Annotated in this window: 11 protein-coding genes; 1 reads left to right on the top strand and 10 read right to left on the bottom strand. The window is 55.8% G+C overall.

Annotation, left to right across the window (positions count from 1 at the left end; genetic code table 11):
- Positions 1–23: 23 nt before the first annotated feature.
- The 9 genes from EV561_RS24620 to EV561_RS24580 all read right to left on the bottom strand — a co-directional run bounded on the left by EV561_RS24620 (position 24) and on the right by EV561_RS24580 (position 11,730).
- On the bottom strand, positions 24–1,850 hold the full coding sequence (locus EV561_RS24620; RefSeq protein WP_245512888.1) for an ABC transporter ATP-binding protein: 1,827 nt from the start codon (positions 1,848–1,850) through the stop codon (positions 24–26).
- Positions 1,851–1,891: 41 nt separating this feature from the next.
- A complete protein-coding gene (locus EV561_RS24615) occupies positions 1,892–2,719 on the bottom strand; it encodes an MTAP family purine nucleoside phosphorylase (RefSeq protein WP_132525419.1) in 828 nt (275 codons plus the stop codon).
- 11 nt (positions 2,720–2,730) lie between these two features.
- Positions 2,731–4,035, bottom strand: a complete 1,305-nt coding sequence (locus EV561_RS24610; RefSeq protein ID WP_132525417.1) for an amidohydrolase — start codon at positions 4,033–4,035, stop codon at positions 2,731–2,733.
- A gap of 2 nt (positions 4,036–4,037) precedes the next feature.
- Complete coding sequence (locus EV561_RS24605; protein WP_132525415.1) at positions 4,038–4,760, bottom strand: MBL fold metallo-hydrolase; 723 nt, start codon at positions 4,758–4,760, stop codon at positions 4,038–4,040.
- On the bottom strand, positions 4,761–5,615 hold the full coding sequence (locus EV561_RS24600; protein WP_132525413.1) for an ABC transporter permease: 855 nt from the start codon (positions 5,613–5,615) through the stop codon (positions 4,761–4,763).
- Complete coding sequence (locus EV561_RS24595; protein WP_132525411.1) at positions 5,612–6,532, bottom strand: ABC transporter permease; 921 nt, start codon at positions 6,530–6,532, stop codon at positions 5,612–5,614. The genes EV561_RS24600 and EV561_RS24595 overlap by 4 nt, the downstream gene beginning before the upstream one ends.
- Before the next feature lie 68 nt (positions 6,533–6,600).
- Positions 6,601–8,118 (bottom strand): ABC transporter substrate-binding protein, encoded by a 1,518-nt coding sequence (locus tag EV561_RS24590; RefSeq protein ID WP_132525409.1) that lies wholly within the window; start codon positions 8,116–8,118, stop codon positions 6,601–6,603.
- A 64-nt stretch (positions 8,119–8,182) separates the two neighbouring features.
- Positions 8,183–10,246: an alpha-amylase family protein gene (locus EV561_RS24585; RefSeq protein ID WP_165927901.1), complete on the bottom strand. Its 2,064-nt coding sequence runs from the start codon at positions 10,244–10,246 to the stop codon at positions 8,183–8,185.
- On the bottom strand, positions 10,237–11,730 hold the full coding sequence (locus EV561_RS24580; RefSeq protein ID WP_132525405.1) for an amidohydrolase family protein: 1,494 nt from the start codon (positions 11,728–11,730) through the stop codon (positions 10,237–10,239). The genes EV561_RS24585 and EV561_RS24580 overlap by 10 nt, the downstream gene beginning before the upstream one ends.
- Before the next feature lie 250 nt (positions 11,731–11,980).
- On the opposite strand from EV561_RS24580, the gene EV561_RS24575 reads away from it, so the two are divergent.
- On the top strand, positions 11,981–12,868 hold the full coding sequence (locus tag EV561_RS24575) for a LysR family transcriptional regulator (RefSeq protein WP_132525403.1): 888 nt from the start codon (positions 11,981–11,983) through the stop codon (positions 12,866–12,868).
- 533 nt (positions 12,869–13,401) lie between these two features.
- On the opposite strand, the gene EV561_RS24570 is transcribed toward EV561_RS24575, so the two are convergent.
- A complete protein-coding gene (locus EV561_RS24570) occupies positions 13,402–14,403 on the bottom strand; it encodes an AraC family transcriptional regulator (RefSeq protein ID WP_207910586.1) in 1,002 nt (333 codons plus the stop codon).
- Positions 14,404–14,647: the final 244 nt, after the last annotated feature.

Here is a 14,647-nt window from a genome sequence, read left to right as displayed (position 1 = left end):
AGAGATGGCTCGCTGGAAGATAGTCAACGCAGTGCTATGTTTTCAATCTGGACGATATGACCCTCGCTGACCTCCCGATATTTTCGGATGGGAGCGACGTAGTCGGTTGAACGGATTGGGCTCTTAATTTCATCGCTTTGCAAATTTCGCTTTATGGATCGCCGGGCTGGATCTGGGTCAGGAACCGCGGACATCAGCTTGCGGGTATATGAATGTTGTGGGTTTCCGAAGACGGCGGCTCGGGGACCCATTTCCACGATCTCCCCCAGGAACATCACCGCAACCCGGTGACTCACCCTTTCGACAACCGCCATATCGTGGCTGATGAACAGGAAGGCGAGATTCAAACTCTGTTGTAGGTCAAGCAGCAGGTTGCAGACCTGGGCCTTGATCGACACATCCAAGGCAGAGACCGCTTCATCCGCAACGATTATTTTCGGATCGAGCATGAGAGCTCGGGCGATCGCAACGCGTTGTCGTTGGCCGCCAGAGAACTCATGCGGAAATCTGGTCATTTCGTTGGCGCTCAGGCCGACTTTCTCCATCAAGTCGGCCGCCTTCTCTCGGGCTTGATCCGCTGTCCCCAAGCCGTGCTCGACATAGGGCTCCGCAATCGCATTTCCGACGCGCATACGCGGATTCAGAGAAGCGAAGGGGTCTTGGAAAACCATTTGTATAGACCGCCGCAAATTGCGGAGCTCAAACCCGTCGGCCTTCATCATGTCATGGCCATCGAGGGTGATGTCCCCATCAGTCGGGGTCACCAGACGTGTTACCGAACGGCCTGTTGTCGACTTGCCGCAGCCGGATTCTCCGACCAACGCCAAGGTTTCGCCTTGGAACAGGTTGAAGGAAATCTTCTCAACGGCGTGTACGGCGCCAACTTTTCGTTGAAATATACCGGAACGAATATCAAAGCGAACTGTCAAGTCTCGGACATTCAAAACAGGTTGCCTGGCTTTATCGACGGTGTTGGTTATGTCAGCCACGTCTTGCCGTTGTCCGCTGGCGACGTCGACAAGAGGGAACCGCATAGGCACCTCTCTATCACCCATCGAACCCAGTCGTGGTACCGCGGAAATTAGCGCTCGGGTGTATGGATGTTTTCCCTGTTCAAAGATGCGGTTTGTACTATCCGTCTCAACAACATCACCGCGAAACATAACGATGGTTCGGTCCGCGATCTCCGCGACGACGCCCATGTCATGGGTTATGAAGAGAACCGCCATGCCTTCTTCTTCCTGGAGTGCTTTTATCAGATCGAGGATTTGGCCTTGGATGGTTACATCGAGTGCGGTTGTCGGTTCGTCGGCGATCAAAAGCTTGGGCCGGGACGCCAATGCCATCGCGATCATCACGCGCTGCCGCATACCGCCCGAGAATTGATGAGGATACTCGGCAAAGCGGCTTTTCGCATTCGGAATTCGGACTTTTTCGAGAAGGCGGATGACTTCCGCGTGTTCTTCCGCTTTCGACATATGCCTATGAACGGTCAATGCCTCGGCAATCTGCTTACCGATCGGGAAGATCGGATTAAGCGATGTCATGGGCTCCTGAAAAATCATCGAGATTTCATTGCCCCGTACCTGTCGCATTTCCTCCTCCGGCAACGACAGCAGATCGCGGTTCCGGAACAGGACCTGACCCCCGATGCGGCTCAGCTTTTTCGGAAGAAGACGCATAATGGAAAGTGATGTCACACTCTTGCCTGAGCCAGACTCGCCAACGATCGCCACGGTTTCCCGCGGAGCGATATCGAAGGAAATGTTTTTGACAACAGGGTTCCAACCCTCATTCATGCGAAACGAAGTGGTAAGATTGCGTACAGAGAGTATCGATTCAGGGGTCACGTATCTAACCTTGGTGCGGTGTATTGGCCCGTTGTTCTGTTCTACGCCCGGCGTTTGAGCCATTCGGGCGGGGTGCCGTTGAAACCTCCGTCTAGTGCATGACCGCAATTGCAGGTTCGATCGTTGGAAACACCTGAAATCGCGTCGATCAGTGTTTTTTCGACGAGATCGTGCAAACCGTTTTTGTAGTACATTTCATTCATGCTCCCGGGGCCGAAATGGACCACTGCGGGAGCCATTCCAGCTCCGAAGTTGATGACGGGAGCGATGGAGGCGAAACACATTTCCGCTTCTCGTGCAAAAATAACCTCGGGAACCAACGGCGTGCCGACGATATCACCGCCTTCTCGAGCGAAGGCCGCGATCTCTGCCGGAGTTTCAAACCGGGGCCCTTCAGTACAGACGAATGTGCCGCGTTCGATGACCCGATTGCTGTGCTTAACGGCCGCTGCAATCAGATCGGCGCGCAAACGGGGGCAGAACGGGTCGGTAAAATCCACACGCACCCAGCAATCGCTTTGGTCGAAGAGCGATTGCGCGCGGGATTTGGTTTTGTCGAGGAAGTCGTCGGAGATCACGATATCGCCCGGTCGGATCGCAGGATTTACTGACCCGATGGCATTTTGAGAAATTATGGACTCAACGCCGAGCTCACGTAGCGCCCAAATGTTGGCCTGATAGTTGATCTTGTGGCTGGGAAGCGTCAGCTTTTCGCCATAGCGCAGGATAACGGCGGATTGCCGTCGTCCAATCTCGCCTACGAGGACCGCAGCTTCTCCCCACGGAGTGGAGACAAATTCCGATCGTCGGTTTTTCAAGAGGTTTTCCGAGGCCGCGCTGGTGATCAGGCCGACAGGTGCGTCCGTCATGGTGTTACTCCCTAATGTTTATGATGTTTGTAGTGTTGCTGGATTGAATGACGGACAGCTGGTTCGTCGACCTTGGTTAGACGGCCGTTCTCGAATATCATGCTGCCCGCGACCATGACGCCGTGCACGTGCTGCGGACCGGCATGGTAGACGACGTCCGACAGCACCCGCTCGGGCGTTAGACCCAATGGATGGTCTAGGTTGAGGATCACCAGATCGGCTTCTTTTCCGATTTCAAGTGTTCCAATCTCCGAGTCCCAGTTGAGAACCCGAGCGCCTTCGGATGTCGCCATGGTGAAAGCTTCACGTGCTCCCATAATCTTGCCATCCAGGCTGACGGCACGCTGTAACAACACCGATAGTTTCATTTCCTGGAACAGGTCGAGGCAGTTGTTGCTGAGTGTGCTGTCGGTGCCCAGACCAACGGGAATGCCTCGCTCGCGAAGTGCGGGGATCGGTGCGATACCGCTGGCAAGCTTTGCGTTGCTGGTGGGATTGTGAGCGACCCCGGCACCGGACTTTGCAAGGATATCCATGTCTGGTTCGTTGACCCAGACACAGTGCGCCAATATCGAGCGGGCGTCCAACACACCTAGCCTGTCAAGCCAAGCGGTGGGAGACTGACCATACTTTGCCATCACGATCTCATTCTCGCGACGGTTTTCCGCCAGATGGATTACAAATGGCAAATCCAGCCGGTCCGCCTCACGCTTGACGTCGCGCAACAGATCGGATGTGCAGCTGTATGGTGAATGTCCGCCGAGATAGAATCGGGCGAGACGATTGCCTCGATGCAGTTCGATTGCCGCTGAGGTCTCCTCGAGAGCGAGCGGCCAGTTTGGTCGTCCGTTCGGCCTTAACTCGGGAGAATTTGCAAGCGCACCGCTCAGCGACCGCATGCCGATTTCACTCGCGACCGATGCAAAGACCCCTGCGCCGTATCGCGTACAATCGCACGCGGTCGTAATGCCATTCCGCACCATATCCATGATCGCGAGATAGGAGCCGCGGCGGTTATCGTCGGTGGTGAGATGGGAAGTGTGGGGTGCAAGGGCCGCCGCCCACTCAAAAAGGTCGCCTTCATCGCAACATCCACGATGGGTCGACAGCCCTCCATGGGCGTGTGTGTTGACAAGGCCGGGGATGATAACCCGCCCGCCCATGTCCCGAGAGGTTGCTATCTCCATATGTGCAGGCATCTCGCTGCGGGAGCCCGCCCAGACGATTTTACCGTCTCGAATAAGGACCGCGCCATCGGGATAAAAGCCGTCGGACAGGCCTGTGCAGAGAAACGCATTGTGAAGAAGTGTCAGCATCTTCAGCCCCCGATCACGAAGCGGCGACCATCGAGCGTGAGGCTAATCTCGGCTGATGGAGTTGAGGCGGCGACAATATTGCCTTTGCTCATCAAAAGTGGCCCGTCATGCCCTGGAACTATGACATCCGCCATGTCGACGATGCGCCGCAGGCTGGCCCGGGCTGCCTTTGCTTCGAAGGCTCCTGAGGGCTCGCTCGTTTCGATTTCTCCCCGGTGTTTGATAGCATCTTGAGCCAGCACGATGCATTTACTCTCAACGGTTAGAACCAAAGATACGTGCCCGCCGCTATGTCCCGGTGTGCAGATCATTTTAACGCCGGGCAGAACCTCAAGCTCTCCCGAAACCAGGGTCAAGCGTGGGCTTCTGAAGAGACCTTCCACCTGGAAGCGAGAAAGCGCCGGGTCGTCGTTGATATGGTCCTGCGCATAATTGAACTCCCTCTCATGAAGAACGATTTCCGCTTCCGGGAAGCATTCGGCGTTTGCCATGTGGTCGAAATGCAGGTGCGATAATATCACCGACCGGATATCGCGTGGACCGATGCCCCGCTCGCCAAGAGCATTCATCAACCCTGGTCGATCACCACTCGCTCCTGTATCAAAGAGCGAATATCCACCGTCGCTTTTCAGGAGAATGATTGTGCTCCAACCAAGGAACCCTCGTAGCGTTCGCCCTGGAAAGCCGGACATCAAAATTTCATAACAGGCGGGTTCTTTGGCCACTCAACCCTCCATTTGCTGTAGACGCGGGTCGAGGAGATCGCGCAGCCGATCGCCGACAAGATTGGTCCCAATGACCGTGATGAAGATGGCGATCCCCGGAATGGTCGCTACCCACCAGGCAGTGGCGATGTAGTTGCGCCCGTCTGAGATCATCGTCCCCCATGTCGGGGTCTCGGCGGGAACGCCCAGGCCGAGGTAGCTCAGCGATGATTCAAAGAGGATCATCTTGGCCACCAGCAAGCTTGATATGACGATCACCGACGACATGACGTTGGGGAGCAGATGCCTCGTCAAAATATGGGGGGACGAAATCCCCATGCTATGAGCGGCCTGGATGAATTCGCGTTCTCGGAGCACGAGGCATTCGGCACGCACTATGCGTGCGTACTGAACCCAATTCGTCAATCCTAATATGGCGATGATATTCCAAAGGCTGGGGCCGACCACGGCGGCCACCGCCAACGCCAGCACGAGGAAGGGAATGGCTAGCTGGATATCGGTCAACATCATGAGGACACGGCCGGAATATTTTTCGTCGTAGCCCGCAAGTAGCCCGAAGGTGACGCCTACAACTCCGGAGATGACGACCGAGCTCACGCCCACCAATGTCGATACTCGTGCTCCCGCGATGATGCGGCTGAAAATGTCGCGGCCGAGTGCGTCGGTCCCAAGAAGATGAATGCCTTCCGATCCATGCCAGAGCGGCGGCTTTAAGCGCTGCAGGATGTCCTGCGCGCTGGGGTCGTAAGGCACGATCCATGGCCCAAGGAGAGCGGCAAGTAGAACGACAACCACGATCATCAGTCCAACTGCCGCAAGGCGGCTCGAAAGATAGCGCTTGAGAAACTGGTTCATTTTTTTGTCCTCAAACGTGGATCCAATAGACCGTAGGAAAGGTCGACCAAGAGATTTATCGAGACGATGACAACGGCCATAAACAAGACAAAGGCCTGTACGACGGTGAAGTCGCGGTTTGCGATCGCCTGAATTGCCAGCCTGCCGACACCCGGATAGGCAAAGACCTCCTCGGTAATCACGGCCCCTCCGAGTAGAGCGCCGACCTGTAGCCCGATGACGGTGATGGTTGGAATTGCGGCATTCCGAAGTGCGTGCGAAAGGATGACGCGGCTCTCCCGCACACCCTTGCCTCTGGCTGTGCGAACATAATCGGACTGCAGCACTTCAATCATCGAAGAACGTAGGAGTCGGGTGATGATCGCTGTCGAATACGTGGCAAGGACGATCGCCGGCATAACCAGATGTTGCCAGCCACCCCGTCCCGAAGGCGGCAATAGGTGCCACGTCTCCGAGAACAGTAATATCAGCATGATTGCGAGCCAGAACGCCGGGAAGCTTTGCCCAACCAACGAGATGAGAAGACTTATCCGATCGATGAAAGTCCCCCGATTGGCGGCGGCAAGGATTCCAAGAGGTACGGCCAGGATGATGGAAAGCACGAAAGCGCTTCCCCCAAGTTCGAGTGTGGCCGGCATCCTGTCCACGACTAGCTGCATTGCCGGCTGGTCGTAGCGCAGCGACATACCGAAATCTCCGCGGAGCGCGCGGCTTAGAAAATCCCAATATTGGAGCAACAGCGGTCGGTCGAAACCCATCAGATGTCGGAAGCGCTGGATGTCTTCGAGCGATGCATCGGGAGGCAAGAACAACGATGATGGATCGCCGCCGATCCGGATCAAGAAGAATACGGCAATGGACACGCCGAGAAGCACGGCAAACGCGTACAGGAGCCGGGATAGGAGAAAATTCGCCAAATCAGCCTCGTTTCGTCAAGAGGTCATCGTTCGCGGATAGTGATTGTCCGCCCGCAAACGGGAGTTCTCTAGAAATGTGCTTTGCGGAGATCGATCATGCCATCGGGACGGGGTGTCCAGGTCAGTCGGGCGTCGAGGCCGTAGATCAGCGGAGGCTGGAGCATAGGAAGATGCGGTGCGTCCTCTTTGATGATAGCGGCCGCCTTCGCGTAAATGGCCTTTCGCTCGTTTGCGTCAATCGTTGCCGCTCCGGCGTCGAGCAATTTGTCGAGTTCCGGGTTGCTGTAGTAGCTTTGATATTCGCCTGTATGAAGAAGCGGCATCCAGACGAGATTCGGATCGCGGCCACTCCAACCGGGGAACGTTATACCTTCCCGACCATGTTTCTCTGATATCTGACCCCAAACTCCTGGCTCAACATATTGAATCTCAGCTTTTATGCCCACTTTTGCCAGGAACCCGACAGTGGCTTCGACAATCTCACTGTCCTTCATAAACCGGCCTTTTCGGGTCATGAGGGGGATCGTGAAACCGTCAGGGTATCCTGCTTCCGCGAGAAGTGCCTTTGCCTTGGCCGGGTCATAAGGGTAGGGCTTCCATGCGGGGTCATAGCCGAAACCGTTTGAAGGCAAGGTCAGAGCAATTCGTGTTCCCATGCCATTTAACAGCGCCTGCTGGATGGCATCCACGTCAACCGCATAGTTGATTGCCTGACGGACCCGTTTGTCCTTGAGCGGCGTGTCCCGCGTCGTATCGAAGGCAAGGAAATACAGGAACTCACTCGGAACCGAGGCGATCTTGGTTTCGTCATTTTGTAAGGACGGCATATCTTCCGGCGGTATATCGACCGCGATGCTTGCACCGCCGCTTTCGAGTTCCGCGATCCGCGTCCGGGTCTCCTTGATCGCGCGGAACACGACCTTGTCGATCGCGGGCTTTCCACCCCAATAATCTGGATTGGCCTCGAGGACGACGCGATCGTCCTTTTTCCACTCGACGAATCTATAGGGACCCGTGCCAATCGGTTTCGCACCGAGATCCGAACCATTGCTCTTCGCCGTGTATGCAGGCGGCACAATCAATGCAGGGAAGCTTCCTTCGTACAGTGAGAGCAGCATTGTTGGAAATGGCTTGTCGGTCTTGAAGTCGACCGTGTAGTCATCGACTACGTTAACAGCTTTTATTTGGGATATCCGAGAGTAATAGGGAGCTTTGAAGTTCGGGTCGAGTGCGCGGTCGAAGGTGTATTTGACCGCGGCTGCATTGAACACTTCTCCATTGTGAAATTTGACACCCTGGCGCAGCTTGAAGCGCCATGTAAGAGAATCCGGATTGCTCCATTCCGTCGCCAACGCGGGAACGATGTTTCCCTGCTCGTCCTGTGTGACCAGGCCGTCGTAAATCTGAAACAGAATGTTGGCAGTCGGGAAAGCCGAGTGTTTGGCCGGATCCATCGAGTAGGCGTCCGCGGCTTGGGCTACGACCAGTGTCGAGGGACCCTGTCCCCACGCCCCGATGGGTAGAAGCGCTGATGCGGCGACACCCAGAGTGCCCACCATGAAATGTCGTCTCAGGATATCTCTCATCTGTTCACCCTTTTCTTTTCCTTTACGAAACGTCTCCTTGGATCAAGGTCGACGCATGAGGATTTTATTTCGCAACCTTGGTCAGAACGATCGCGAGGAAATGATCCAGGCGGTCGACATGCATGACGGCCATTTTACCCTCCCTTGTGAGGGGTAGACCCGAACCATCGTTGAGCAAGAAAGCGCTTTCGGCGTCGCATTCGACCGCGATCTCAAATCCCGCAAGCGGCGTGAGTTCAGTCAAACCTTTTGTCTGCGCAGAGGCACCGTTCAACAGGTGCAATACGATGCCTTCTGGATGACGGTAAACGATAGTCTCGACCGCGGTGGGAGCAGTGGAGCGCACCGGTGGACTGCCTATCCAGCTTTTTACCATCGCGCCGAAAATCAATCTGAATTCAGGCACCGAGGAGCGATGGTAGAGCGCTCCTAAACGCCAAGGAAGCCAGACTGCATACCCCTCGCCAAATCGGCGCTCGATCAATCCGGGTTCTTTTCCCGGGCCTTCAACGGTCGTGAATTCCGGGGCGTTATTTGCGAAGGGGCCGATGATACGCAGATCATCTTCTTTGTCCCCGTTGCCGAATGGCGTCCAGAATTGCCCGCTGACGGGGATATGAGGAATGTTATCAACCGCGCCGCTCAAGGCTTTTTTCCCGAGCTCCAGGTAAGCACCCACCGCCGATCGAGCTTTCCCGGGTAACGCGGGCAAGCTTGCCAAAGCGGGGGTGTCGCGAGGTGCACCCTCACCATCCGCCCCGCCGAAATCCGCAGTTACTAGGATTCGTCCACCGGACTGGACATAGGCGTCGAGGACGGTTGCGTCGCCGGCGGAAAGGCAGCTCGTACAAGGCAGAATTATCAGATCGTAACGGGCAAGGTCTTCAATTTCGAGCCCTGGAGACACGACGATGTCGTAAGGATACCGGAGGTCGCCAAGGCACTCACAGATTCCGCGGAACTCCGCCACATGGCCCGTCCCTTCAGGCGTACCTCCCATGCGGCCCTCGTCTTTCCCCCAAAGACGGCTTTCTTCCGATCGGAGTATGGCTACCCGGGCAATGCTCCCGAGTTCGCGATACCAGTGTGCGTTTCTCTGTAGATAGTCGCCGAATTCCTGCAACGCTGGCACGAAGCGTGCATCGCTTTGGTCAAGCGGGCCATTCACCGCCGGAGCAGTGCTCGCACCATGAGCAGCGGCCTGAACGAGATTGTGGATGAGGCGCGCGTCCGGCATGGCGGACTGTCTGCTTGCAAAAACCTCGGACGTCGTCTGAATGAGCAGCGGCGGACATTGCTGTTTAAGCGCGCGGGCGGTCAGCGCTTCCTCGGCTGCCCACAGATTCCATATCGGTTGCGGATCGATCGGGTTCGGTATGACCGGGTTGGAGACCTGGGACCCTATGATATCGGTGACCTTGGCCATGCGGCGAATGTTCCAGCCATCATGGACGTGGTGGTAGGGAACGATGGCTGCCCCTGGGTTGCGCTCTTGGATATAGCGACGGATGCGCCCAACGTACTCGGCCAGGAAATCTTGCCGCCAGGCTTCGAATACGGGGTCTCTTCGATCGGCCTCGGGAACCGGTCTTCCTGTCTTTTCCGCCACGATGCGCTGACAACGCTCGCAGTGGCATCTGGGCACATGCAGGTAATTGAAGAAGAAACCGTCCAGATTCGGATAGCGGTCGAGGATTTCGTCGAGAATCTGGAATACCTGTTCCTGCCAGAACGGCCCGGTCGCGCAGATCTGCGGCATCTCCCAGACTGAGCTGATCTCACCATCAGCTTTCCGGACGAACCAGTCCGGCTGCAACTCCTGCATGCCGTTGCGGCCCTTGGAGATATCCATTCGAACCAAGCTGCGAATGTGTTCCTGCCTTGCGGCTTGCAGGAAATTCCCAAGGAAATCATTCCTCAAGTGAGGATTGACCGTCTGCGATGACAGACCCGTGGGATACCACGCTGAAAAACCACCCCCCATGACGATGCATGCGTTGGCGCGGACACTTTTGATCTCGCGGATCAGCTGGTCAACACTCGTATCCGCAGCGTCTGTCTCGCGCAGCAGATGCTGGAAAAACCGTAATGGCTGCTTGGTCCACTCCAAAGCTGAGTTCAATGACATGAGCATCCCTCCGCCCAAAGCTTTCCGTAACGACTTCTCATTTTTCGAATTGGCTGCTCCAAAGCATTGGCGGCGACATGCGCCGATGCTCCGTCGATTCGTCTACGGTCTGCGATGGCCTGCGCTTCGTCCCAGATCGCGGATGCATCGATATTTGTGCACCGCCCGTCCGAGACGGCGATTCGTCCATTGATCATCACCCTGTCAATTGCCCGCCCGTTCTCGGAAAGAACCAGTTGGCGCGTCGGGTCGTGGAGGGGCTTGAATGCCGGGTTTTGCAAACGAAAGAACGTAATGTCCGCGCTATATCCAGGCTCGATGCGGCCAACGCCGCTGAGTCCGATGACATTCGCACCACCGGAGGTCCCCAACCGCAACGCATTCCCGGGTCCGATCCACCGTTCTTCGTTGTCGGAGCGGAGATTGTGTAGCAACGCGGTCCACTTCACGGTCTCCAGAAGATTGGCGCTGTCGTTGCAGCAGGCGCTGTCCGTGCCAAGTCCTATCCGGACACCACTCTCGAGAAGATCCGGGATCGGACAATAGCCGCTGCCCAGTCGCGCGTTCGAGACAGGGTTGTGAACCACCGAAGCGTCCGCTGCGGCTATTATTTCAATATCGCCCGGCTCGAGCCAGATCGAATGAACAAGATTGGTGCGCGGCGTTAACAAACCCAGTTCATTGAGGTGGGCGACGACGCCACGTCTGTAGAGCTTGAAACCCATTTCACGTTGCAGACGTGTTTCCAGGGCGTGAGTATGAAGGATAGCGTTGTGACGCTCGCTGAACTCCCCCGCGGCAAGCAGAAGCGCATCAGAGCATCGTTGGGGGCCGGATGGCCCAATCGCTACGCTGATACGTCCTTCGGATTGGCCATTCCAGCGATTATAGAACTCTTCGACAATCCTCATTTGCTCCGCCGGGGGGAGCGGTTGCCGCCTCCCGTATGAGGATAAATCTTGGCCCTCTGAGAAGTCGCCCGGTTCGAAGGGTAGGGTGTCGACAACGCTCTTGTCAGACACGATCGGCGCTATCACCACCCGCATGCCACTATCTTTCCAAGCGGCGGCAACAGCGTCAAGGCTGTCTAGATCGACATCGGGAGATATCCTGACATGATCGAGAACCGCGGTCGTTCCCGATAGTATCATCTCGATAGCGCCGAGCATCGTCGATACGTAAATCTCCCGAAGATCACGCTTCTCGCGGGCCGCAGAGGAGGTCAAAGACCAAAGCTCAAGAGGCATATCCCCCGTCATTCCCCTGGTCATGTTGTCTGGTGAATGGCTGTGACAATTGACAAAACCGGGTATGGCGAGCAGATGGGAAGCATCGATGAATTCTCGCTCCGACGGCATCGGGGTTCCCGGGACGTGGAGCGAGATGATCTTGCTCCCGGCAATCTCTACAGACCACCGCTCAGCTTCAAAGCGGCCTGCTCGTTCCACTAGACACAATGCGTTGTCGAATAAATATCCGGACACGGATTTCCCAGTCTCTGTTTTGATCCCCGGCGCGTTTTCGCGTCCTTGGGTCCAGTGTGCCTATCTCGGCCCGAAGGAGAATATGTCCTTTTGGAAAAAATCATTTTCTCGATCGCAGGTCCGAAGCGCACCGGGGAACGGCACGGAAGTTGCTCGGCTATCGTCCACTTGTGATTGATAGCCAAATCCTTAAGCTGTTGCGCTTGCATTGGGCGAGAGTGCGCATTTGTTGAGCAGCGAGCGGTGAAAATTGAACAGATTTCAGGATATATTGTCGTTCGTCCGGGTCGCGGAGCTTGGTGGATTCACCGTTGCTGCGAAGGCGCTTTCCACTACCACGTCCGCCGTCACGAAAAGCGTGACACGGCTCGAAGAAGGACTTGGGGTCCAGTTAGTTCACAGGACCACCAGACGAATGCATCTTACTGAATACGGTGCCGAATATTATGAGCGCTGTCGGCAAATCCTCGCAGATCTGGACGACGCGGAAGGGTCAATCCGAGAAGCCAATATCGCTCCGAGTGGTCCAGTTCGGATCGCGCTGCCTCCTTCATTCGGCCGGATGACCGTGATCCCGGCTTTGGCGGAGTTCTATGAGCAATATCCCAAGGTGGTGCTTGATCTCTGCCTGAAAAGCCAAACGGCAAATCCCATTGAAGGGGGATTCGATCTCGTCGTCCATTCTGGTCGATTGATGGATTCGCGGCTGATAAACCGTATTCTCGTGCGCGGCGTCCAAAAGACCGTAGCCGCGCCAAGCTACATCGAGCGATATGGCAAGCCAGAGACCCCAGAGGACCTTGCCGCCCACAATTGCATAACCGGGGCATTTGGTCCCAATTGGCACTTCCGCGGCGAGGGCGGCGGCGAAAACGTCGTACGAGTGTCCGGCGCTTTGATCACGGACAGCGGTGATATACTGCGTGAAGCGGCCGTCAAAGGTTTGGGGATATCTCAGGCAACTTGGTGGTTGTTTCGCGAGGAACTGAAGCGCGGTCAACTGGTGCCGCTCCTCGAGGACTACGAGATCGAGGCCGAACCAATCGCCATTGTTTTTCCTGCAAATCGGCGGACACCTGCCAAAGTGCGCGCGGTTGTCGATTTTCTGCTAAAGATTACCAGAAGTAGCGACACTTAGGTTTCGAAATCATGTTTGAGATGCCCCTGACAATTCGATTGTACTCGGTCGCGCATTGAGTGGGTTTTCAGCGCAAGCCGGTCAAAGCCGGGGGAGCTATAGCCTCGAATGTACATCTACGGGGTATCAGGGAGAATGGCTCGATTTCCGGGTGCCACTGATGCTGAGTCTGACCTAGTATGTGTCCCTGCCGTTCACCGGAGCGAAGAATGGATTTGGGCAATTACTTCAGATCAAGACAGAAGTATTTCCGTTAGGACGAGAAACTGTCGCTTGCGAATTGGTGATGCGGCCTCTGGCGCCTCCGCGCTGCCGTAGAGAAACATGGAATTCTATCGTACTGGTTCGCTGCCTTGACCCAAGAGCGGTGAGTAAAGTCCACGCCGACTCGCCGCTAATTTCGAACGGCCACAAGAATTGTTTTACTAATGTCAGCGCAGCCTGGATGCTGCCTTCAATTCCTTGCTTCGGCGGCTTTGGACGCCACAGCCTTTAACTTATTGGCTGGCACGCGTGACCGAGCAAGTACAGGATCAGTAGGACAAAACGCTAGACTGCGCTGTGTCGGGTAGCGATATCATGCGCAGGCGCGCCGCATCCCGTCCGGGAGGCGAACCAAAGAACCGGCTATACTCACGGCTGAATTGAGACGGGCTGTCGTAGCCGACTGAAAATCCAACAGAGGCGACGTCTTCGGCGTCTGCGATCAGTCGAGCTCGAGCTTCTTGTAAGCGAACTTGCTTTTGATACTGAATCGGAGTCATCGTAGTCACCGCGCGAAAATGACGGTGAAATGTCGATAAGCTCATCTGGGCTTGCGAGGCGAGATCGTCGACGCTGAGTGCTTCAGCGAAATGCGTTCGAATCCATCGAATAGAATGGCTAATCTGAGACAATCGGCTGTCTGCGAAACCAACCTGACGGACTATTGCCCCCTGTTCTCCATTGAGCAAGCGCCAAAGAATCTCTCGCTCGATTCCAGGTAGCAGGACCGGAATGTCTCTTGGCGAATCGAGGAGCCTCACCAGGCGGAGGATCGGATCAAGGAGATCGGCGGGAGCGTCACTGACGCCTATTCCAGCAAGTCCGACCGCAGCAGGCTCCGCTGTCGCGACTTCGAGAAGAACGCTTGCAATAGCGGCCGGCTTGAGCGTCAAGCCAATTGCGAAGAACGGTTTTTCTTTAGTTGCGGAAACGATGTGGCTTCGTACAGGGAGATCGACAGAAACAATAAGATATTGGCCGATCCCATAGGAGAATATTCGATCGCCAAGAACTATTCGCTTTTCCCCCTGAGCGACCACCGCCAATACGGGTTCGAATACATGCGCGATCGGTTCAGTCGTTATGTGGCTGCGCGTGATCCTCAGCATCGGGACCGGGGTAAGGGACGTCGTCATATCACCGGGGGCGATATGACGACCAATCAATTCGCGAAGCTCCGCAAGTTGTTCCATGTCGGCAAGAAAGCAGGAGAGCACATGGACGGCAATAGTCAGATACAGGAATTCATCGAGAATGACAGGAAAATGCAAGAGAACGGCAGCATTGATCTACTGAGACGCGATTCAATTGTGGTTTTAATGAAGGGGGCGGCCGCAGAATCTTGCAAGACCGTTTTCCAGAATTGGCCACCTCGATGGCATGGTTGTCAGCCTTTCCAAGGAAGGTTTCGGTGGCGGCAGCAAAATGGGATCCGAATACCAGACCAAAACTGAAATCACCGAAAGTCGGTGACACCGGGATGGTCCGGATACCCGCGGCCAGAAGGCGAGGGAA

Origin of the sequence: Rhizobium sp. BK376, assembly GCF_004341625.1 — a bacterium.
Lineage (GTDB): Bacteria > Pseudomonadota > Alphaproteobacteria > Rhizobiales > Rhizobiaceae > Rhizobium.
This window is presented reverse-complemented; position numbering and strand designations above follow the sequence as displayed.